Origin of the sequence: Rheinheimera faecalis (assembly GCF_021290965.1) — a bacterium.
Lineage (GTDB): Bacteria > Pseudomonadota > Gammaproteobacteria > Enterobacterales > Alteromonadaceae > Pararheinheimera > Pararheinheimera faecalis.
Map to the genome: position 1 here is coordinate 34099 of NZ_JAJOYT010000014.1, position 22096 is coordinate 56194.

General features: G+C 45.0%; 24 protein-coding genes. 13 read left to right on the plus strand and 11 right to left on the minus strand.

Annotation, left to right across the window (positions count from 1 at the left end; all coding sequences use genetic code 11):
* Positions 1-90 precede the first annotated feature (90 nt).
* Both LSG34_RS18100 and LSG34_RS18105 read left to right on the plus strand, forming a co-directional pair.
* Positions 91-1113, plus strand: coding sequence for a GGDEF domain-containing protein (locus tag LSG34_RS18100; RefSeq protein ID WP_233010559.1), 1023 nt, complete (start codon positions 91-93; stop codon positions 1111-1113).
* Between the two features lie 71 nt (positions 1114-1184).
* A complete protein-coding gene (locus LSG34_RS18105; RefSeq protein ID WP_233010561.1) occupies positions 1185-1583 on the plus strand; it encodes a hypothetical protein in 399 nt (132 codons plus the stop codon).
* A gap of 18 nt (positions 1584-1601) precedes the next feature.
* On the opposite strand, the gene LSG34_RS18110 is transcribed toward LSG34_RS18105, so the two are convergent.
* From LSG34_RS18110 to ahpC, 3 genes are all read right to left on the minus strand, one after another.
* Positions 1602-2195, minus strand: coding sequence for an excalibur calcium-binding domain-containing protein (locus tag LSG34_RS18110; RefSeq protein WP_233010563.1), 594 nt, complete (start codon positions 2193-2195; stop codon positions 1602-1604).
* 118 nt (positions 2196-2313) lie between these two features.
* Complete coding sequence (gene ahpF / locus LSG34_RS18115; protein ID WP_233010564.1) at positions 2314-3858, minus strand: alkyl hydroperoxide reductase subunit F; 1545 nt, start codon at positions 3856-3858, stop codon at positions 2314-2316.
* Positions 3859-4009: 151 nt separating this feature from the next.
* The gene (gene ahpC, locus LSG34_RS18120; protein WP_127025081.1) at positions 4010-4576 is read right to left on the minus strand and encodes an alkyl hydroperoxide reductase subunit C; all 567 of its coding nucleotides are present in this window, start codon (positions 4574-4576) and stop codon (positions 4010-4012) included.
* Positions 4577-4861: 285 nt separating this feature from the next.
* Here ahpC and LSG34_RS18125 point away from each other — a divergent pair, with 285 nt between their 5' ends.
* Complete coding sequence (locus LSG34_RS18125; RefSeq protein ID WP_233010566.1) at positions 4862-5485, plus strand: lytic transglycosylase domain-containing protein; 624 nt, start codon at positions 4862-4864, stop codon at positions 5483-5485.
* Positions 5486-5620: 135 nt separating this feature from the next.
* Complete coding sequence (locus LSG34_RS18130) at positions 5621-6385, plus strand: DUF4097 family beta strand repeat-containing protein (protein WP_233010567.1); 765 nt, start codon at positions 5621-5623, stop codon at positions 6383-6385.
* A 23-nt stretch (positions 6386-6408) separates the two neighbouring features.
* Here the strand turns inward: LSG34_RS18130 and LSG34_RS18135 are convergent, their stop codons facing one another.
* Positions 6409-7029, minus strand: coding sequence for a DUF2238 domain-containing protein (locus LSG34_RS18135; protein WP_233010568.1), 621 nt, complete (start codon positions 7027-7029; stop codon positions 6409-6411).
* 195 nt (positions 7030-7224) lie between these two features.
* On the opposite strand from LSG34_RS18135, the gene LSG34_RS20805 reads away from it, so the two are divergent.
* The 4 genes from LSG34_RS20805 (at position 7225) to LSG34_RS18150 (ending at position 9616) form a co-directional block, all read left to right on the plus strand.
* Positions 7225-7359 carry a hypothetical protein gene (locus tag LSG34_RS20805; RefSeq protein ID WP_269822959.1) on the plus strand — a complete coding sequence of 45 codons (135 nt, stop codon included), beginning with the start codon at positions 7225-7227 and terminating at the stop codon, positions 7357-7359.
* A 64-nt stretch (positions 7360-7423) separates the two neighbouring features.
* The gene (locus LSG34_RS18140) at positions 7424-8533 is read left to right on the plus strand and encodes a sensor histidine kinase (protein WP_233010570.1); all 1110 of its coding nucleotides are present in this window, start codon (positions 7424-7426) and stop codon (positions 8531-8533) included.
* Positions 8526-9245 (plus strand): LytR/AlgR family response regulator transcription factor, encoded by a 720-nt coding sequence (locus LSG34_RS18145; RefSeq protein ID WP_233010572.1) that lies wholly within the window; start codon positions 8526-8528, stop codon positions 9243-9245. Before LSG34_RS18140 ends, LSG34_RS18145 begins: the two co-directional genes overlap by 8 nt.
* A gap of 119 nt (positions 9246-9364) precedes the next feature.
* On the plus strand, positions 9365-9616 hold the full coding sequence (locus LSG34_RS18150; RefSeq protein WP_233010573.1) for a superinfection immunity protein: 252 nt from the start codon (positions 9365-9367) through the stop codon (positions 9614-9616).
* A 35-nt stretch (positions 9617-9651) separates the two neighbouring features.
* On the opposite strand, the gene LSG34_RS18155 is transcribed toward LSG34_RS18150, so the two are convergent.
* Complete coding sequence (locus LSG34_RS18155; RefSeq protein WP_233010575.1) at positions 9652-10539, minus strand: tRNA/rRNA methyltransferase; 888 nt, start codon at positions 10537-10539, stop codon at positions 9652-9654.
* A gap of 191 nt (positions 10540-10730) precedes the next feature.
* Between LSG34_RS18155 and LSG34_RS18160 the strand changes: the two genes are divergently transcribed.
* The gene (locus LSG34_RS18160) at positions 10731-11573 is read left to right on the plus strand and encodes a 23S rRNA (adenine(2030)-N(6))-methyltransferase RlmJ (protein ID WP_233010576.1); all 843 of its coding nucleotides are present in this window, start codon (positions 10731-10733) and stop codon (positions 11571-11573) included.
* Positions 11574-11584: 11 nt separating this feature from the next.
* On the plus strand, positions 11585-12373 hold the full coding sequence (locus LSG34_RS18165) for a S1/P1 nuclease (RefSeq protein ID WP_233010578.1): 789 nt from the start codon (positions 11585-11587) through the stop codon (positions 12371-12373).
* 2 nt (positions 12374-12375) lie between these two features.
* On the opposite strand, the gene LSG34_RS18170 is transcribed toward LSG34_RS18165, so the two are convergent.
* Together LSG34_RS18170 and LSG34_RS18175 are read right to left on the minus strand one after the other, a co-directional pair.
* The gene (locus tag LSG34_RS18170) at positions 12376-13929 is read right to left on the minus strand and encodes a response regulator (RefSeq protein WP_233010580.1); all 1554 of its coding nucleotides are present in this window, start codon (positions 13927-13929) and stop codon (positions 12376-12378) included.
* Positions 13930-14068: 139 nt separating this feature from the next.
* A complete protein-coding gene (locus tag LSG34_RS18175) occupies positions 14069-14401 on the minus strand; it encodes a DUF440 family protein (protein ID WP_233010582.1) in 333 nt (110 codons plus the stop codon).
* A gap of 155 nt (positions 14402-14556) precedes the next feature.
* On the opposite strand from LSG34_RS18175, the gene LSG34_RS18180 reads away from it, so the two are divergent.
* The 3 genes from LSG34_RS18180 to LSG34_RS18190 all read left to right on the plus strand — a co-directional run bounded on the left by LSG34_RS18180 (position 14557) and on the right by LSG34_RS18190 (position 17849).
* Complete coding sequence (locus tag LSG34_RS18180) at positions 14557-14943, plus strand: VOC family protein (RefSeq protein WP_233010584.1); 387 nt, start codon at positions 14557-14559, stop codon at positions 14941-14943.
* A gap of 32 nt (positions 14944-14975) precedes the next feature.
* On the plus strand, positions 14976-15785 hold the full coding sequence (gene rlmA, locus LSG34_RS18185) for a 23S rRNA (guanine(745)-N(1))-methyltransferase (protein WP_233010586.1): 810 nt from the start codon (positions 14976-14978) through the stop codon (positions 15783-15785).
* A gap of 129 nt (positions 15786-15914) precedes the next feature.
* Positions 15915-17849 carry a hypothetical protein gene (locus LSG34_RS18190; RefSeq protein WP_233010588.1) on the plus strand — a complete coding sequence of 645 codons (1935 nt, stop codon included), beginning with the start codon at positions 15915-15917 and terminating at the stop codon, positions 17847-17849.
* A 467-nt stretch (positions 17850-18316) separates the two neighbouring features.
* Here LSG34_RS18190 and LSG34_RS18195 read toward each other — a convergent pair whose 3' ends face one another.
* The 4 genes from LSG34_RS18195 to LSG34_RS18210 form a co-directional block, all read right to left on the minus strand.
* Entirely contained in the window at positions 18317-19786 is a 1470-nt protein-coding gene (locus tag LSG34_RS18195) for a hypothetical protein (RefSeq protein ID WP_233010589.1), read from the minus strand.
* A 77-nt stretch (positions 19787-19863) separates the two neighbouring features.
* Positions 19864-21081, minus strand: coding sequence for a serine hydrolase domain-containing protein (locus LSG34_RS18200; RefSeq protein WP_233010590.1), 1218 nt, complete (start codon positions 21079-21081; stop codon positions 19864-19866).
* 4 nt (positions 21082-21085) lie between these two features.
* Positions 21086-21586, minus strand: a complete 501-nt coding sequence (locus tag LSG34_RS18205) for a gamma-glutamylcyclotransferase family protein (protein WP_233010592.1) — start codon at positions 21584-21586, stop codon at positions 21086-21088.
* Complete coding sequence (locus LSG34_RS18210; protein ID WP_233010593.1) at positions 21583-22080, minus strand: M48 metallopeptidase family protein; 498 nt, start codon at positions 22078-22080, stop codon at positions 21583-21585. The genes LSG34_RS18205 and LSG34_RS18210 overlap by 4 nt, the downstream gene beginning before the upstream one ends.
* Between the last annotated feature and the right edge of the window lie 16 nt (positions 22081-22096).

Here is a 22096-nt window from a genome sequence, read left to right on the forward strand (position 1 = left end):
CTGCTTTCTTTGTCAGAGTAAAGAACCTGATAAGAATATTACATTTTTTTACAAAGCCACCATCCGAAGTGGCAAGGACTTAGGTAGAGCTTGTTACAACGCTTAAAAAATGATTTCCACCTGTCGATGATTACTCTGGTTGGCGTGATAGCCAGTGGTACCTTATTGCCTTACGCTTTGTACCGTATTGCAACAGGAAATTATCTGGTTGGTGTAGTAGACCTGTTAATGATTGCTGTCAGTACAGTTTCAGTTCTGATGGCCTGGCGCACTGGTGATACTGAAAAACCAGGCTTTTTGATGGCCGCCGTATTTTGTTTTGGCGCTGTGTTAGTGTGCATGAAACTCGGACAGGATGTGCTGTTCTGGATTTATCCCCTTATGGTGTTTATTTTCTTTTTAGTGGCGCCTATCAAAGCCTTATTGCTGCTGTTACTGATGGTCAGCGCTATTGTGTCGCTGCACTTTTCCGAGCACTCCGCTATTTTTGCCAACAACTTTCAGCTGCTGGCGTTTATTACCACCACTTTAATTACCAGTATTTTTGCTTATATTTTTGCCTACCGTACTCATCTACAGCGTCAGGAATTACGGCGTTTAGCCACTACAGATCCATTAACCGGAGCTGCCACCCGGCATTCCCTGACCGATGAATTAACTTATGCTATCCAGCAGTATCAACTCAAAGGTGTGGTCAGTGGTTTAATGCTGCTGGATTTGGATCATTTCAAACGCATTAACGATAACTTTGGCCATCAGGTCGGCGATCAAATTTTGAGTCAACTGGTGCCTTTGTTAAAACAAATGATCCGTCAGCAAGATTCGGTATTTCGTTATGGTGGCGAAGAGTTTGTATTGCTGATTAAAGAAATTCAGCTGGCTGATTTACATCGTTTAGCAGAAAAAATCCGTCATGCAGTCTGGCATCAGTTAAATTTACCCGACGGTTCAGCTCTGACTACCTCTATTGGTATAGCGACAGTGCAACATGCCAATGACTGGGAAAGCTGGTTACAAAATGCCGATATTGCTTTGTATCAAGCCAAACATCAGGGGCGTAATCAGGTAGTTATTGCAGCGCAGCCTGCTGAGCAGGCAACAACTCTGCCTTAGACTTAAGTCGAAGCGCCAATTACTGCACAATACTTTAAGCTTACTATCTTCATTCAGCGCAGGTGTCTTTTATGTTGTCTTTTATCATCAGCCGTTTTTTTGCTATTCAAATCCTGGTATTGCTCACTTTGGCGTTGGCTAATTACTTCTCAGCCATCAAACTTGGTTTTATTCAGGACTTGTTGTTACTGCCCTTACTAACTATTTTTCTGGTCTATCACTACTGTAAAAAACAAAATGCCCTTTTAACGACAGAGCAAAGTCAAAAGGTTATTTACGCTCTGATTTTAAGTGACGCGCTGATCCAGGCAGTGCTCACCTTCAGCAGTCCACAAGGCATTATTGCAGCACAGCACTTTATCAACGCAGCTTTAACTTATGCCGCAGTCATGGTGTTTCATAGCCTGATGATTTATTTTGCGGTCGGCTACAGCAAAACCTTATTTGAAAAACGTCAGGCGTTGAGCTAATAGCTAAAACCAGCCATCTCAACAATCCTTCTCACAAGGACGGCCATCGTTGTCACCATCAATCAACACATTAGGGCAGTTTTTTAAATAAAACCTGGCCTCGTCACAGGAGCTCATTTCAGAACAGTGTTGCTTACCTTCACACTGAAATTGCGGGTATTGTTGGGCTTGTATAGGTGGCCAGACCGGATTTTCAAATGAAGCAGTAGTACTTTGCGGGTCAGTAGTTTCAATCCCCCCTGCAACTGCTGGCGAAGAAACTTCAGCCCTGAGCAAATGCATCGATTGATAACCAAGCCAGGCGAGAATAGATAAAGTCACCACTACAGATAACAACTGCTGGAATGGCAAAGATGACAAAGCTGGTTTTTTCACTGCAGGTGCTGGTGCTGGTGCAAAATGCTGTCCGGCTCTATAAGCGAATACAGCTTTGGGTTTACCTTGGGGGTCGACTTCAATCTGAAAAAATATGCTATCGCCGTCTTGCAAATTCTCAGGTTTCTTGCGAAAACCACTGCTGCTGATGCGAATATCCGGCCCTGCTTTCTCCTGCTGAATAAAGCCACTGCCATTGCCGGGGTTCCAGTCTCTTAACTTTCCCTGATGTAACATCTCAACGTCCTGTTGTATCTATTTCAAAAACACCTTATTTAACCTAAATCACATTTGTTTTACAAGCATAAAAAAAGGCCACCTTTTTAGCGGCGGCCTTTTTGCGCAGGGTGAACAGTTAGTTACGGATCAGGTAGTCAAAAGCACCTAAAGCCGCTGTTGCACCACTGCCCATCGCAATAATAATTTGCTTGAACGGTGTATTCGTCGCATCGCCTGCAGCAAACACGCCTTTTAATGACGTCTGGCCGTGGCTGTCGACCATGATTTCACCACGTGGCGTTAATTCCACAGCACCACGTAACCATTCGGTATTTGGTACTAAACCAATCTGTACAAAGATACCGGCCAGTTCAACAGTTTTGCTTTCGCCGTTGGTACGGTCTGTGTATTGCAAGCCAACCACACGCTGACCATCACCCAACACTTCTGTAGTTTGTGCTTGAGTAATAATAGTGATGTTGCCCATAGACTGCGCTTTTTTGATAAGCACTGCGTCTGCACGCAATGCGCTGTCAAACTCCAGCACTGTGACATGCTGAACAATACCAGCCAGGTCTATAGCAGCTTCAATACCAGAGTTACCACCACCTATCACTGCTACTTTTTTGCCTTTAAATAAAGGACCATCACAGTGTGGGCAATAGGCTACACCCTTACCACGGTATTCTTTTTCACCAGGCACGTTCATCTCTCTCCAGCGTGCACCAGGAGATAACACTATGCTTTTACTTTTCAGTACTGCGCCGTTTTCAAGCGTGATTTCAAACAAATCGCTTTTGCCCAGTTTCACTGCCTTTTGGCTGTTCATAATGTCCACTTCGTAATGACGAACGTGAGACTCTAAGTTAGCCACCAGTTTTGGACCTTCAGTTTCTTTGACAGAAATAAAGTTCTCAATGCCTACAGTATCAGCAACCTGACCACCAAAACGCTCAGCAACAATGCCTGTGTTCAGGCCTTTACGGGCAGCGTAAATAGCAGCTGCAGAACCAGCAGGGCCACCACCAACAATCAGCATGTCGAAGTTGTCTTTGGTCTTCAGAGCTTCAGCCTGACGAGCCGCAGCACCGCTATCGACTTTGTTCAGAATATTGGTCAGGGTAATAGCGCCCTGAGAGAACTGCTGACCATTTAAATAGACTGTAGGTACTGCCATGATGTTACGTTTGCTGACTTCATCAGGGAATACAGCACCGTCAATCATGGTGGTTTTAATTTTTGGATTCACTGCCGCCATTAAATTCAGCGCCTGCACGACTTCAGGACAAGTCTGGCAGCTTAAAGACACAAAAACTTCGAAGTTAAATTCACCTTGTAAGGAAGCAATTTGCTCCAGTACAGCAACTTCTTCTTTAATGGTGTGGCCGCCTGAATGCAATAAAGCCAGAACCAATGAAGTAAACTCGTGGCCCATAGGCACACCAGCAAAACGAATTTGAGTGTTTTTAGCAGTAGAGCGCACCAACATAGATGGCTTTAATACTGCCGGGTCTGTCTCATCTTTTAAATGGATCAGAGAACTTAAACCGGCGATATCTTCGGCCAGGCTTTTTAACTCGGCTGCTTTATCGCTGCCGTCTAACGCAACTACCAGCTCCACCGGGCTTTTCAGGTTTTGCAAATAGGTTTTTAATTGGTTCTTTAAATTGGTATCTAACATATTTGGCCCCTTAGTTACAGCCACCTTCAGGTGGATTGCCACTGCCCTTTTGGACAAAGCTTCGCCGTACCAGTAAATTCTGGTGAGCAAAACTCACAAATTTCGGAATTAAAGGGGCTGAGAGTTCAGCCCCACACAGTCTTAATCAGACTTAGATTTTACCAACCAGGTCTAAAGATGGAGCTAAAGTCGCTTCACCCGGAGTCCATTTAGCTGGACATACTTCACCGTCGTGGTTTGCTACGTATTGTGCAGCCTGAACTTTACGGAACAGTTCTGCAGCGCTACGGCCGATACCTAAGTCGTGAATTTCAGCAACTTTGATTTCGCCTTGTGGGTTGATTACGAAAGTACCACGTAAAGCTAAACCTTCTTCCTCGATCATCACACCGAAGTTACGAGTGATAGTGCCTGTTGGGTCACCGATCATTGGGTAGTTGATTTTCTTGATAGTTTCAGAAGCATCGTGCCACGCTTTGTGAGTGAAATGCGTGTCAGTAGATACTGAGTAAACTTCAACACCGATTTCCTGGAACTTAGGGTAGAAATCAGCCAGGTCGCCTAATTCAGTTGGGCAAACGAAAGTGAAGTCAGCTGGGTAGAATACTACTACTGACCATTTGCCAGCCAGATCCTGTTCAGTCACTGGAACAAATTTACCGTGATGGAAGGCAGTCGCTTTAAATGGCTTGATGGTGCTGTTGATAATTGAAGACATTGTCTTACTCCATGTTGGTTGATTACTAAAAATGAACTCGCTTCGATGGAACAAAGAATAGCTGTTCCACACGATTTGAGATAACGAATTAAATCTATAAAGTTAATCTGTTTTTGTGATTGAAAAACTGAAAATCTTATCTGTTTTTCCACTTCATTCTACAGTGCCACTATGACAACTATAAAAACACAGTTCTGAACTGCACTCTCTCTTTGCTAACGAATACCACAAAAAATGCAAAGAATGACTATGCTGATTAAGTCAGCTTTAAGGTGGGGGCATAAATTGAAACTTCAAGCGGCTAAAGTTCTGACAGGCTGTGTTTTTTTAGTGCTGACGACAACAGTGGCCGCAGATAATCCGCCTGTGTATCGTTATCAGCAAGCCAATGGCGTGACCGCTTTTTCCGACAGAGCACCAAAAAACCGACCTTATCAGTTGGTGCGTTTTGATTGTTTCGCCTGTGAGCTGAAAAGCACTGTGAATTGGCACAATACACCATTGTTTCTGCAGAAGTATCAGCAGGAAATATCCGTAGCTGCAAAAAACCATCACCTGGACCCGGCTTTATTAAGAGCTGTGATCCATGCCGAGTCTGCTTTTAATCCCAAAGCATTATCCAAAAGCGGAGCTGCGGGTTTAATGCAACTGATGCCGGATACCGCCACTGAAGTAGGAGTAAAAAACGTCTGGCATCAACAACAGAATATTCAGGGCGGTGCTTTTTATCTGTCCTCTTTGCTTAAACGTTATAAAGGCAATATTAAACTGGCTATGGCGGCTTATAACGCCGGACCCGGTGCTGTAGATAAACATCAGGGTATCCCACCTTACGCTGAAACGCAGACCTATGTGGAGCGGGTTCAGCTCTTATTCTCGCGTTACCAAAAAGCTGTATACAGTTCCTGAAACATTTAAAGGCAAAGAGTAACAATTTATAAGCATTTGTTTTTAAATGATTTTAACTCTTACCGTTCTTTTGCAATTCGTCAGCACAACAGGCAGACTAACAGCACTATCAAGGAGTTGCTTTAAGGACCTGTTATGAAAAAATTGCTTGCTGTCTGTATTCCGACATTATTACTCAGTGCTTGTGTTATTCACGTAGGCAATAGTTCTGCGGCGGAGGATCTAAAACACGAGCAACTCCATTTGCATTTAAATGCCGCTGATTTGACTGAATTAAAAGCTGAAACTGAAGCAGGCGACCTGAAAATTATTGGTGTCAAAGGTGCCAGTCAGATTGAAGTGACTGCAGATCTGTATTCCAGCGAAGACCGCCCCTTTACATTGTCACTGGAAAAACAAGGCTCAGCAGCTGTGCTTAAATCTGTCGGCGGCTCCTGTATTGGTATGTGTACTGGTTCTTCTGCTTATGCAGATCTTATCGTCAAAGTACCAGCTGAACTGGCATTAGCACTGGAAGATGGTTCAGGTGATATCAGTATTGAAGGCTTAAGCTCTGATCTGGTGATTGAAGATGGCTCGGGCAATTTAACAGTGCAAGGTGGTCGTAATCTGGTACTGGAAGATGGTTCAGGTAATGTCAGTCTGACCCAGCTAACTGGCAATCTGACTGTGGAAGATGGCTCGGGCGATCTGTTTATTCAACAGATTGCAGGTGCTGTGCTGGTGGAAGACGGCTCCGGTGACACAGATATTCAGCAAGTGAAAGGCATGGTCAGTGTCAGTGATGGTTCTGGCGATATCCGCGTGCAACAAGCTGGTGGTTTTACTTTATTGGACGATGGATCTGGTGAGCTGAAAATTGACCAGATCAATGGTCCAGTCAGCTTAAACAAAGACTAAAAGCTACAAAGGCCAGTGCTCGACTAGTTCTGGCCTTTATCCGCTGCTGCGCGCAGTTGCCGCAATTGTTTATCATGTAAGCCTTTGAGGGTAAACCAGCCAATCAAAGCACCACTTAACGCCCAGGCCATATCAGACTGAGTATCCCAGACATACCCCTGAGTTCCTAAAAAAGCTTCTGCATTTTCACCGGATAACAAGGCGACCCACCATTCAATCAGCTCGTAGAAAGCGCTGAAAGCTAAGCAAAAACAGACACTGAAAAAACATTGCCAGCTTTGGCCAAAAATTAAACCTTTACGCAAAATCAGCTCACGGCAAATAATCACCGGGATAAACCCCTGAGCAAAATGCCCTACTTTATCGTAATTATTGCGCTCTCCGCCCGTCCAGTCCCGGATCCAGTCAAAGAGTGGAACCTCTGCATAAGTGTAATGACCGCCAACCATCAAAATTACACAATGCAGCAATATCAATACATAAAGCAAAGGAGTTAGCGCAAAGCGGCTTTTGGTCACAGCCAGCACCACTAAACCAATCAAGGCCGGTAAGACTTCCAGAAACCAGGTAAATTGATCTTTAGGTGCAATGCCAGACCAGATCAGAACGATAAAAAATACAGCCAACCATAACCCTTGCTTCATCCTGAGATCACCTTTTCCAACTCGTTACAGGTATCAAACCAATAAAGCAATCAAAATACAAGGCAAGACTGATGTAAGCCTGTTCCAAAGCCAAAATAACCTTCTATCCCCTTAAGTCACCGCTGGTCACTTTTTATAAAACAAATGCCAACAATTACCACAAACTAACACCAGTTCACTGGAGAGGATGAGAAGATGGAAAATAACAAACAACGATTGACGGGGTTTCTGCTGAGTTTTGCCAGCCTGAGCTGTATTCTGGCTATGGGGCCTTACCTGACATTAAAAACAGCACCAGCTTTAGGCACTTTGCTGACACTATTGCCCTGACCTCTTGTTGTTTTTTGTAAGCTGCGGTAAAACATCAAAGTTGCCTGCTTTTGGAAGCCTTATCTTGTCTGATTTTTTAAGTCGTGCTGTTGAGTTATCAAGCCGTTTTAGCAGAGCCTATCTGCTTGGCCAGCTGATTTTTATCACGCTGTTTTTTGCCAGCTATCTGGTGATGATGCAACCTTTTCTGGAATTAGCAGAAACCAGTTTAGCCTCACGCTTTGTGATCCGGGGTGTAATTGACTGTGCCAACATAGTACTTGTCACTCATTTGCTGTTAAGGCCTGTGCTGAAATATTATTTACTGAGTGTTTCACAGAAACTACTCCCTGCCCTATGGAGTTTTTTGTATTTAACAGCTTTGTCGTTATTTTGTTCAGCTATTTCGATGCTGACGACCAAGCTGGATTTATTAAAAACCACTCAAATTGATACCGTTAGCTTTAACCACCAAAACCAACAGGTTTTGATGGAGTTCTCTCAGTTTAATCAGTGGCTGCTGGGTGGTTTTAACACCCTTATCGTATTGCTGGGCTGGAGCCTGATTTATTTATTCTGGCATGGTCTGCAACAAAAAAAGCTGTTGCAACAACAGATGCAGCAAGCTCAAATTCAGCAATTGACTTACCAACTCAGCCCGCACTTTTTGTTTAACGCCTTAAATTCAGTGCGCGCCTTAATTTTTGAAAATCAGCAGCAGGCAGCACAAACCGTCACTCAGTTATCTGAACTCTTGCGTATTCATTTACAAAGCCAAATGCGCCCTGTCGCCACTTTAGCTGAAGAGTGGCAAACCGCAGAGTTTTACCTGCAGATAGAGCAGGTTCGATTAGAGCAACGGCTGGAAACCAGTATTGAACTGGCTGATGATTGCCTGACGCAAAAACTACCAGCGCTGACTTTACTAACGCTGATTGAAAATGCGATTAAACATGGTATCAGCCCCAATGCCGAACCGGGCTGGCTGAAGGTCAAAGCAGAAAAAATAAGCCACTCTCTTTGGGTGCTATCGGTCAGCAATAGCTACAAAGCTGCCAGCCCCTTTAAAGGCACTGGCAGTTCACTGGCTAACTTACAACAAAGACTGCAGTTGCAGCTGGGAGATAGTGTCCGATGGCAGCAAACAAAAACAGAGCATCAGTTTGAACTGAGGATGGAGCTGCCTTATGTTTAATACTCTGCTGGTGGATGACGAACGTTTAGCCAGAGCCGAATTGCGACGTTTACTGAGCCCCTACCCACAGATCAGTATTCAGGCAGAAGCCAGCACAGCGGAGCAGGCTTTAGAGCTGATGCAGCAGCAAGCTTTTGATTTGGTGTTTTTAGATATTCAGATGCCGGGTTTATCGGGTTTGCAGCTGGCACCACAATTACAGCCACACTGCCATTTTGTATTTTGTACTGCGTTTGAGCACTATGCGTTGGATGCTTTTGAATTGAATGCTTTGGATTATTTATTAAAACCTGTAGCACCAGAGCGGCTGGAACGAACCATTCAAAAGCTGGAGCAACAGCATTCTTCAGGCCAGCAACAAAGTTACCTGCCTGAACAACATGGCATATTGCTGAAGTTTGGTGAGATAAGCCGGATCAAACGACTGAATGAAATTCAACGTTTTGAAAGTATTGGCAACCACACAGCAGTCTACTGCGAGGACGGAAAAAGCTTTTTACATAGCTCCTTATCCAAAGTAGAGATGCGTTTAAACCCGCAGCAGTTTTTTAAAGTCAGCCGCTCCGACATAGTGCGTATTGATGCTATTTCACAGATTGAACCAGGTCTGGCTGCAGGTACCCTGATTGTTGTGCTCAAAGATGGCTCGGCAGTGGAAGTCAGCCGCCGTCAGGTGCAGCAACTAAAACAGTTATTTAATGCCTGGGGTTAACCGTATTTCCTCGTTATAGCCCGAAAATCACTTTTTTTAAGGCTTGGGCTGACCCATCTTTTACTCTGAAACTGTTGAATACAAACGTGGATCACACAGAGGGTTAAAAGATGAACGAAATGATGACAACATTAAGCGGCGCTTTTGCCAAAGCTTCACTGACACAATGGCTGATTTTTTTACCCTTGTTTTTGGGGGTCTACTTTTTGCCAAGCCTGCTTGCGTTGGCTTTTAACCGCAAACATTTGAAACTGATTTTAATTGCCAATATACCAGCTGGTTTTTCCTTTATTGCCTGGGGTGCATTAATAGTCTGGGCTGTAACAGGCAAAATGATGGAGAAAAAGCAGCCAGAAAAAAGCCCTGTTTAATCAGGGCTTTTTCATGCTCAGACGCTTCGTGTTGTTTACTGCTGCTGACGATACCATTCGCCCAAAATCAGGCTGGCAGCCACGCTGACGTTTAACGATTCCACTTTGCCTGTGCCAGGAATTTGTAAGGCGATATCGGCAGATTTAGCCACAGACTGAGATACACCAAACATTTCTTCACCAAAGACGATCACCACTTTAGCGGGCAACTGGCTGCTGTACAGTGATACGCCACCATGGCTTGAGGTGGTCACCAGGGTATAGCCCGCTTGTTTACATAGCTGCAATGCCAAAGGCAGGTTGTCACAACTTAAACCTTCAACAAACTCTACACCGCCTTCAGCTGTGCGGGCTGCAGCGCCATGTGCCAGTAAATCCGGGTCTTTCATTACAATGCCGCTAATGCCAAAGTGAGCGCAACTGCGGGCTATAGCACCTAAATTATGCGGATTACCTACGCCATCTAACGCCAGCAAACAATCCTGCTTTTTACGGCCGTTTTGAGTTAAATAAGTGGCCAGTGATACCACTGGCTTACGTTTAACCAACAGCACCACACCACCGTGATGCTGACTGCCTGCTACTTTTTCAAGCTCGGCTTCAGATACCACATGGTAGGCTTTTTTATTGGCAGCCAGATATTTCATTAAATCCGCAAACTTAGGTGCCATTTGCTCGCTTAAATACAAACGTACCAGGGCCTCAGGGCGCTGCAAAAAGGCCACCCGGCAGGCATTTTCACCATAAATTTTGGCTTCTTCCTGACGATTTTGTTTTAACACTTTGGCAGACACAGCTTTAGGCGTAGCAGTTTTTGCTTCAGATGTTTTGGACGATGCTGGTTTTGCTTTAGTCCATGGCTTTTGTAGCTCTGATCCAGACTGCGATTTTTTATGCTGTGGTGTTGAGGTTTTGCGATTCAAGGGAGATCCTGTGCTTGCGGTGTCGCTGATGGCACAGATTTTAACACTGCAAAGCGCAGAAGCCCAAACAACTTCTGACTTGCGGCGGCTCACAGAATACTTGCCTTTCTGCTCTGGCGCAGTATGCTTGCGCTTTTAGTGCGCATCGACGCGAAAAGCATCTTAAAAACGATCCAAAAAAGAGTGGGCTTATGCTGAGTTATCGTCATAGTTATCATGCAGGTAATCACGCCGATGTGATTAAACATCTGGTGCAGATTTGTATCCTGAATTATTTAAAACGCAAAGATAAGCCTTTTTGCTATCACGATACGCATGCAGGAGCCGGTTTATACAGTCTGCATAGCGAACAAGCGCAAAAAACTGCGGAATACCAGACAGGTATAGGCAAACTCTGGAACTACCAGGGCAGCAATGCTGATATCAAAGCTTATGTGGAGACCATCAGGCTGGTGAACGACAGCGACGATTTAGCTTTTTATCCGGGTTCACCAAAAATTGCCGATTTGTTATGTCGTGCTACAGACACCATTCAAGCCACCGAATTGCACCCTAGCGATCATCCTATTCTGGCCAGCCAGTTCCAGCGTCGCCGCCACAGTCGTATTGAAAAAATGGACGCCTGGGCCGGTATACGAGCTATGTTGCCCCCTTTGGCTAAACGCGGCTTAGTGTTGATTGACCCGCCTTATGAGTTAAAAACCGAGTATCAGGATTTGATCAAAGGTCTGGAACAGGCAGTGCAGCGTTTTCCACAAGGCACTTACGCCATCTGGTATCCGGTGATCGAACGTCAGGCGGTCGAAAGCTTTATTGATGCCATTGTCGATACACAAATTCGTAATCAGCTACGGATAGAATACTGCCCACAGCCAGACGCTGAAGGTTTTGGTATGACAGGCAGCGGCATGCTGGTGATTAACCCGCCTTTTACGCTGAAACAGGATATGGAAAGCTGCTTAAAAGAGTTGGCGCCATTGCTTTCACAAAGCCCGCTCGCCCACTGGCAAGTCACTCAACTCGTGGATGAATAAGGAAATACTTTATGCGTAGTCTGGCTTTAGCTTTGGCTTTGTTTTGTAGCCCTGTGTTTGCTTTTGGTGAATTAGGCCACCAGATGGTCTGCTCTATGGCTTATCAGTTATTAAGCCCTGTCAGCCAGCAAAAAGTGCAACAACTGATGCAATTGCACGAACAAAACGATTTTACCAAAGCCTGCTCCTGGCCGGATCAGGTACGCTCCTTGCCTGAATATCAGCACACCAAAGTCTGGCATTACGTCAATATTCAGCGCTCTGACACTAAGCTCACTATGCAGCACTGCCCTGCAGAAGGTTGTGTCTTGTCGGCTATTGAACAACAGCGGAAAAAGCTGACGCCTTTTGCGCCGTCAAAAACTCAGCTAGAAGCTTTGCTGTTTGTTGGTCACTTTATTGGCGACTTACATCAACCTTTGCACGCTGGTTATGCTGATGATTTAGGTGGTAACAGAACTGCAGTGTATTTTGCCGGTGAGCCATCCAATTTACATGGCGTCTGGGACAGTCGTATTTTGGAAGCCGCCTCTTATCAGGATGATGCGAAACAACAGGCTTTGTATCAGACACTAAAGGCTAAACAACAGCAGTGGCAAACCGTCAGCGTATTGGATTGGGCCAATGAATCGGTGTTGTTGGTGAAACTGATTTATCAGGGTTATAAACCGGGCATGTTAATAGACGAGCGTTACCAGCAACAGCATCTGCCACAGCTGGAACAAAGGCTGCAACAAGCTGCTGTGCGTCTGGCTTTAGTACTGGAACAAAGCTTTAATCCCCAAGCTAACGGCGGTTAACTTCAGCGCTGGTTAAATTCTTCCAGCACAAAAGTTTTAAACTTGCTTAGCTTTAACTGGCTTAGCAAGTTTGCTAAATGCTCCTGATGGGTTAAATAACCAGGTTCTGCCAGATACGCCTTATAATACATTTGAGCTGCAGGGCGTAATTCACCTTCTTTTTCATGTCGTAAACCCATTTGGGCATAAACCTGCCCTCTGTCGGCTGCAGCATAAATCAAATAAAAGGCCTGCTGATGCACACAAGCTGCATACACTTTATGTATGCTGTGCGGCAGCAAATTTAAGGCTTTATTGGCCAGATACATTAAATCAAAAGCTGCATTCATCTTACCAAGGCTGGCCATCAGGCTGGCACCATGACACTGACTGGCGACAGACATCTGCATAGCAGCTAAATGCTGTTTTTGTTTTTCTAAAAAGCCAATAGCAGCATCTTTACCATCGGCCTGACAGACTAAACTGCCCTGCAACCAGATAATATCAGCAGCAAACTGACTGGCTTCTTTGTCAGTGATCAACTGGCGAAAACATTGCTGTAACATCGCCTGATACTGAGCGATACGCTGCTCTGCCATCGGCTGGGCCATTAAGAACAGCAACAACTTACACAAAGTAACAGTCAATACACAAAACTGATAACCGCTGCCGGAAAGACGTCTTTTACGCTCAATCAGTTCAATGGCTTGTTCTGTTTTGTCCGACACCATCATCACCAGTTGCACCAACTGAGTAATATAGGTCGACATACCGGCAGCAGGGAATTTAACCGCCACATTAAGAGCGGCAGCGTAATCTTCGTTTTCCAGAGCAAGATAAACTTGCCAGACTTCTTTTCGTTCCTGATAACGCAGTACTTCTTCTGTCACATTCACTAAAAAGCTGTTACAGGACTGCAGATCACCTTGCTCGTAATCAAGTAAGAACTGCAACCACAGAGCCCAGCCCTGCTGTTTAGCACAAGCCGATTTAATCAATGCAGAAGCAGCATCACAAACGCCAAGCTCCAGCAACATTTCAGCTTTTAATTGCAACACTGCTAACGGCGTGTCAGCACCGGCTTTTTGTTGCAGTTCACTAATCAATTTAAAAGCATCGACATAACGGCGTTTATGTACCAGAGGCAGTATCTGATCCATAAAAGGTTTTAAGCGTACATGCAGTTTGAGCTGCTCGTCCATATGGAATTTATTGCAGGGCTGGTCGAGAAAATCAATCTGATGAAAAGGATAATCCACAGCATACTTCTGCCGCTCTGTCGCAGTGGATAACACCACCAGACGGCACAAGGGACTAACAATGTGTTTGTGCAGCAACAACTCAATCAGATCGGCCCCTACAACAGAGGGTTCGGCATCATAATCAAGAAAAATTACATCGTAAGGGGCAGTACCTTCACAGCTCAACAGATCCTGAGCTGTACGGCTGAGCTCTACTTTTTTGATGCCAAGGCCAGTCAGTATTTGTTTTAACTGATGACCAGACGCAGGATCAGACTCAACAACTAACACATTGAGATCAAATAACTTACTAAAATCAAATCGGGTAAGACTCAAACCTATGCCTCGTTTTTTCTCAGATCGATGATCCGGCCACTCACACCCCTTTAGTGTAGGCGGAAGATGGCCAGTCGCAAAAGAAAAATTTAGAAAAAACGATACAAAATCCGAGACTTGGCTAATTTTTTAACCGATTTTAGTCTTGTCCACGCCAACGGGCATGGCATAAAGTCTCAAACTTTTCTTTGCTCAGTAAAATTCTGGCAAGAACTATCTCTGCAACATTGTTGATATCAGCCAAACCAATATGAGCTTCTACATGCAGTTCAGGGTCAATATCCATGGCGATCATATCCACCCAGTCGTCTGTCGCTGGAACTAAATCCACATAGGCGGAGGCAGCTGCATGCTGTTGATACAACGCATAATCCTCAGCGGACAAGTTGTCTTCTGCTAACTCTTCAAAAATAGCAAACGCATGATCGCACAACTCATCCAAAGTCCAGAGTTCAAGTTCTGAGCCAGACATTCTTTTCTCCACACAGATAAATCAAAGGCCGCAGTATACCAATTGCATACTTAGTCTGCCCAGCCAAAGCCGGGTCAAACACGAATATTTACTGGTATCCAAAGCTGCGGGTCGGTAGCATAGCGCCACTTTTTGATCTGCGCTAAGTGAGTATGATGAAACAACGTTTAGGTTTAATTAGTTTATTAGTTGCTGACTATGATGAAGCTATCGAATTTTATACACAAAAGCTTGGTTTTGAGTTAATGGAAGACAGCCCACAAGGCGAAAAAAGATGGGTAGTTGTGCGGCCTAAAGGCGCGACTGAAACAGCTATTTTGCTGGCCAAAGCCAATAACGAGCAGCAAAAACAACAGATAGGCAATCAGTGTGGTGGCCGCGTTTTTCTGTTTTTAAATACCGATGATTTCTGGCGTGATCATGCCCTGATGCAACAACAAGGCGTGAAATTCCTCGAAACACCACGCGAAGAAGTCTATGGTACTGTTGCTGTATTTGAAGACTTGTACGGCACCCGCTGGGATTTGCTGCAACTGAATTAACAGAGTTTTTTATCGTGACCGGAGAAGTTTGTATGTATCGTTGCCCCCTTTGCCAACAAAGCCTGATTCAACAGCAGAACAGCTTTGTTTGTGCGTCAAACCATAGCTTTGATCTCGCCAAAGAGGGCTATTTGCATTTATTGCCGGTGCAGCAAAAAAACTCGAAAGTCCCAGGCGATTCGCCGCTGATGATGCAAAGCCGCCGCGACTTTTTAAATGCAGGTTATTATCAGCCACTATCCGATGCGGTGAATCAGTGTTTTGCCGCAGAGTTACCGCTACAGCCTGTGGTGCTTGATCTCGGCTGCGGCGAAGGCTATTACAGCAACAGGCTAATGCAAGCTTTGGCAGACAAAGAACTCAGATTGTACGGTCTGGATATTGCCAAAACAGCCATCAAAAAAGCCGCCAAAAGCTACCCCGCTATCAAGTTTTGTGTCGCCAGTGCCTGGCATCTGCCTTTTGCCGACCAAAGCTTTGATGCTGCATTAAAACTATGTGCTCCTTGTGAACCAGACGAATTAGCACGGGTATTAAAAGCAGATGGCCAGCTGCTAACTGTAACGCCTGCACCAGAGCATTTACTGGAGATTAAACAGCAGGTATACAGTTCGGTACGCTTGCATAGCGATCAGATTGAAACCATTTCGGGTTTTGAACATCAACAGCGTCAGGAGTTGAAGCTACAACTGACAGACCTGCCTGCTGACATGGTGTTAAATCTGTTGGAAATGACCCCTTTAGCCTGGAAGTTTAAACCAGAGCAAAAACAGCATTTTGCCGCAAGTTCGCCGCAAATTAGCCTGAATTTCTATTTAGACATGTATCGAAAAAATCGTTGAGACAAACGTCTGACAGACTGGCAAAGCCCTTGCATTGATCCCTGCGGATCCATTGGAGGGCATTAGCTCAGGCGTTGGTTGTACATGCAGTTTTTTTTCGAACACCATAAAAATCATCTGAAACCTCACATGAGTGGCGTTTTACAGTACGAACAAAAGTTAACTGAACTGGACAGCTGGTGGAGCAAAGTCAGTTTAATAGGTAAAATCAATAGCTTACGTCTTGGCTCTACCATACTCGACAGCATGGATCAGACTAAAAAACGCTTCACTGAGCTACAACAAATTCTGATCGACAACTTACTGCTGGAACAAACCAAAAAAACACTATTAACAGACAAAACCTGCTGCCAGATTGCTATCGACGTGCTGATCCGTAACTTATTTGAACGCACAGCAGATATAGGTTTTCTGGCAACTGACAGCCAAATCCGCAGCTTTTTAGCAGAGCCTTGCGCTGAAGCAGTTGGTGTTATACAGCAGCATTTAGCCAACTATGTCAGTTATTATTCGGTGTATCAGGATGTAGTGTTAGTTGGCCCTGACGGTCAAATATTGTTAAGGCTTGACCAGTCGCAGACGCAAAAATACAGCCGTGATCCCTTAGTGCAGCAGTGCCTGCAACAGCCCCAACAATTTAGCGAAACTTTCAGGTATTCCGACCTGCAACCGGAGCAAAAACAAAGCCTGATTTATGCCCAGGCTGTGCTTTCCGACGAGGGTATTGCTTTGGGGGTGCTGTGCCTTTGCTTTAAATTTGATGATGAAATAACGACGATTTTCAAAAACTTACTGCCAGAACATAGCCAAAGTATATTGTTACTGCAATCTGAAGATGGCAGCACTGTATTTAGCTCCGACGCTGAGCTGTTACCGCCCCAACAAACCACAGGACGACAGCAGCAATTGGGGCTAAGAAAAGTAGAAAGCCGGGATTACTTGCTAAGTTTTGCGCAAACTCAGGGTTATCAGGGTTACTTTGGTCCTGCCTGGCAAACCCAGATCTGGACACCGGTAAAAAGCTTGTCAAATCAGCCTAAACCAGCCCAACAAGAGCTGGATATGAATAACCTCAAGTTATTTCCTGAACTATTTAATATTCATCGCTCGTCTTTGCAAGTGAACGATGAACTCAGTCTGATTGTACTCAATGGAGTTATTTCAGCGGCCCGCAACGACGCCGTAGAGTTTGTGCCTGTGCTTGATGCCATACGTGGTATAGGCAAAGAAATCCATCAGGTGTTTTCTCATTCAGTGGAAGAACTGGCTCATACCGTATTACACAGTCAACTGGAAGAGTTGGTGATGCTGGCACGGCAAGCTCTGGATATTATGGACAGGAATCTGTATGAACGCGCCAATGACTGTCGCTGGTGGGCTCATAATAAAAAGTTTCAGGAGTTACTACGACAACCAGACTCAGAAAAACAGCAGGAAGCAGCAAAAGAACTCGCCTACATTAATGATTTATATACTGTTTATTCCAACATCTATCTCTACGACAAAGCACAGCGTATTTTATGCAGCGCCAGAGATACCACAGAACAGCTGCAGCAGATGCCAGACAATAGCGGCTCTGCAGATTGCCTGTTATTAAATTCTCCTCATCAGTATGCGGTCAGCGATTTTGAGCCCAGTGCTTTGTATCAGCAGCAATCGACTTACATCTACCATGCGCCTGTCTTTACCGATGTCACAGCAGGTAAAGCTCAGGGAGGCATAGCGCTGGTGTTTGATAGCGCGCCACAATTTAGTGCAATGTTGCTGGATATTTTGCCCAAAAATGAGCAAGGAGAAGTGAAGGCTGATTTTTCCGCCTGTTTTATCGATGAGAAAGGTGCCATTTTGGCATCCAGCACTGCTGAACTCTGGCCAACAGGACATAGTGTGCCTTTGCCGGTCGAATTATTTCGCTCTGCAAAACAGCACCCTGTCAGTCAGCGTATTACCCTGCACGGGCAGCCTTATTGGCTTGCGCTGGCGCATTCTAAGGGCTATCGCGAGTACAAAACCTGCGATGGTTACGACAACCCGCTGTATTGCTGCGTACTGCTGCACTGCTAGTTTAAATCCTCACAAAGCAGCCTCATCAATTAAACCGATAGAGGCTATTGAGTTAAAGCGTTATCTTTCACCTGCATCCATCTTTATGCTGAGCACAAATCAACACAAGATGGATGCAGCGATGAACATATCTGTCACAACTTCAGTTGCTGCTCTGCCTGTTGGTCACCCATTATTTATGCAAAAGACTGGTACAACCTGACACGGAACCAAAGCCAGAAGCTATGGTCCATGTGTTTAAGATCAGTGCTTATCGTTATTACCCGATGATAAGTTTTAGCAAATAAACAGTTTTTTGCAGTGAGGAGTTCTAGCGCAAGCGGTTTTATTCATCTCCCTGAACCGCTGTTTTTCGCCCGGCTATATAGCCGGGCTTTTTTATGTACAGGAGGTACGGTATGTCGACACTGCAGGAGCATTGTGTCGACGATGTACAGGATGCACGGGATCCCGAAAATGCAGGAGCATCAATTCTGAATAGTGGTCACTTTATTCCATAAATTCTGATTTTTACTGTAAGAGAAATACTCATCAGGAAACCAACATTTAGGAATTAATTCCATATTCTTACGTTCTTCAAAATTAGAGACCAGCTTACTCAGAATTTCCAACAGCCGCTCTTCGCTCATTTTTTCCAGTTTCTTGCGTGCCGCAGGGAAATACAGATTATTGTCCACGCTGACGACTACATTAGTGCCAGTGTTACTGAAGGTCATGCTACGGGTTACCACTCTGCATATCGGCATATCTGTGGCAGGAGGATACAAAGACACCACCAGGGCATATTCGTATCTATCCAGATCGCGCTTGTCTGAGTCTTTCGGAATATAGGTCACGCCATAACCCTGTGGGAACAAGCCGGTAATTTTGATCAGCGCATCCACAGCCGCTTTATGGTAATAACCCCGCTCCACACCGCTTTGCAGCACCAGCGCCGCTTTAGGCAAAGACTCATAGCTATGATTTAATTTAGTCGACAACACAACAGAGGTATAAATCTGGGGAATTTTCAGCAAGTTACCTACGCCACCTTCAGGTTTTATGGCGTTTTTAAGCAAGGTGTAAACAAAATTCAGTTTGTCCTGCTCGTTTTGATTAAACAGCTCCCGCTCTTCTTTTGAATTGCCGACATAACGATCACAGGCTAAGCCTTTCGTGACGTAACTCAGTGTCTCCTGATAATTGATTTTTAACAGCGCAACACGGTTTTCATCATCCAGCACCCTAAACTCATCCAGATCGCCATCCGCACCTTTGAGAATAGCCAGAGCGTCAGGATGATAAGTGCCTATATCCTGTAAAATAGCAGCCATTAATAACGGTAGTTGTACATCATCACGAAAGGGCGAGTAATCGGCCTGATACGCTGCTTCTGCATTATCCAGCATTTCTTTCGCTGCACGCACCTTACCTTGCACATAGTTATTGTTCAGCTCATTATCCAATAGTAAGCGGTCAAGCAAACGCAAACTTAAAACGCCTTTGTATAAATGCTTAAACTTTTGATTCACCGGAGCAACATACTTGCCATTGCTTGGTGCCAGCAGCTGAATAGTGCCCAAAAACTTAGACGACATTTGTACTGTTTCATCAAAGCTATCACCTTCTGTCAGTTGTAACACCTGCAAACACAAGGCTTTTAACGCTCTGTAGCGCTCAACACGACTGTCATCCAACATACGGATATAAAGTTTTAAAGCAGACTGAGCTTCGGCCAGCTTTTTTTGTTCAGCGGAAGACGGCTCTGGTTTTTGTTCCAGCTTGCGCACTTGCAACTGTAATTGCTGAAGTTTTTCTTCCTGCTGTTTGGCATGACGAAAATAATCAGTGGCCACTTCATACACTGAATCATTCAATGCTGTGGCATCGTGAATTTTGCTAAGAATAGTTTTTACGGTTTTACTATACGAAGACTGACTTATGGTTCCCATCGACATATCGGGCATCTATCCTTTTCAGCGGGCCACTTAGGTTGTACCAAAACGAGTATAGCAGTCCTTTGCCTGGTTCGGGTTTAGTCCGCTAACAGCGGTGCTTGCCACTCAGCTTCTGATTCCATCTCCAGATCCCACTCTTGCTGCATTTGCGCAGCAATGCGTTTCTTTTTATGCGGTTTAACCGCCAGTAAGTTTGACCAGAACCAGGTAGACAAATCGCCCACCAGATTCGTTTCTGCGTTAATCAACACGACAAAACCTACGCCTTTTTCTTTGGAGTACGCCATTTCAGTACGATAGCCTTTCACCCAACCGCCGTGGTAATAGACTTCATGACCACCAAAGTTAAAAATACGCACACCTAAACCATAATGGGACGTGGTGACATACTGCCCCCAGGTGCGACCGCCTAAATCATCAGCCACTTTTACTCTTTTGGTCCGCACATCCTGCAACATAGCAGGGCTTAATACCGACGGGTATTGACCTAATTGCGCCATTAACCACTGGCTCATATCCATCACACTGGCATTGACTCCAGCCGCTGGACTGACCCGGTAATAGCTTGGATTAACCTTCGTTTCTGCCCAGCCTCGTTTTACCCGAACATGAGGCATGGCTCGATTTTTCGATGCTAAAAAAGCGGAATAACCCACTGAAGCTGTTGGCATTTTTAATGGCTTAAACAGTTTTTGTTCCATCAGACTTTCATAACTGCTGCCGGTGGTTTTTTCCATCACAGGCCGGATCAGGCTGAATAATACGTTCTGGTAACCATAACATTTACCTGGTGCACAACGTGGGTTTAAGTAACGAAACTTAGGTAAAATCTGGGCTGGGGTTTGGTTGGCTTCAATTAAATCATCATAAGTGTTAGGCACCAGGCCCGCACTTTGTGACAACAAATGCTCCACTCTTAAAGCGCCGGTATGACGAGGGCTTTTAAAGGAAAAAGCCGGCACATAACGCGTGACAGGATCATTCCATTGAAAACGGCCCTGATGCACCAACAATGACGATAATTGTCCAGCAAAGGTTTTGGATACAGAAGCGAGCCGGAATACAGTGTATGCATCAACATTGGATTTTGTGCCCACGGAGCGCACACCATAGGCGCCTACTTTCACCACTCTGTTGTCTTTGACAATAGCGTAAGCAGCGCCTGGAATATTGTTCTTTTTTAACGTCTGGCGAAAGTGCCAGTCAAAATTGGTAGCCAGTTCGTCAACATCAGCCGCCAGTAACTGGGGGGAAAGGACGAGGAAGGCGCCCACCAGTAATTGGATTAATTTCAATGTGTTAGTCCTCAGACAAAGGGGTTGCCTTTGTTGTAGTGCCACTGCTGGCATGTAAGTTATGATAAGTCGTTAACATCGACGGTATCAACTGCGTAATTAAATGCTTTTTGTGTTCTTCACTGATCTGTTGCACAGACCATTCTCCGGCTAAATAAGGCACCAAAGCAGGCCCAGCGGTATAACACCAGGCATCCAGCCATAAACCTGCTGACTGAACTCTGACCTTTTGGCGCAGATACAAACCTGAATCCAGCTCCTCGAAAAAGTCCAGCTTTTCAAGTTCGGCAGGGTAAACATCAAGCAGCAACTGTCCATGCTGCACATGGCCAGGGCTATGAGTTAAGGCAGGTATAGGCGTTTCACCGGGCTGCTGGCTTACACCATAGCTTTTGTGATCAGCCAGGCTGGCTTGTTGCATGGCGTAATGTTTACCCGTAATCGCATATACCACTTCAGGCAAGGTCAATAAACCATACACAAATACTGCATCACCAGAGCTCATAAGGCTTTCCCTTCCAGCTGTCTTAAAGTTAAAAACAGGCGTAAGTCAAATTCCAGTTGATGATACTGGGGTTCCATGTGCTGACACAATTGATAAAAGGCTTTGTTGTGATCTTTTTCGCGCAAGTGTGCCAATTCATGCACCACAACCATCTTTAACAGAGGAAAAGGCAGCTGTTTAAATAAAGCAGAAATACGGATTTCCTGTTTGGCTTTTAGTTTTCCACCTTGCACCCGGCTGACAAAACTATGCAAACCTAAGCTGTTATCCAGATGAATTTTGCCGTCAAAACAGACTTTACTGACCGGCGGGCTGGATTTAACAAAACGTTGCTTCAGCTCCTGAGTAAACTGATACAAGCTTTTATCATTTTGAATATCATGCGAAGGTTCAGGATAACGGGTCGCCAGCACTTCAGCCAGGCGCCCTTGTGCAATCAAAGACTGCACCTGAGTCCGCACTGCTTCGGGATACGAGGTAAGAAAAGTTAACACAGCTTCCACTAAGCAT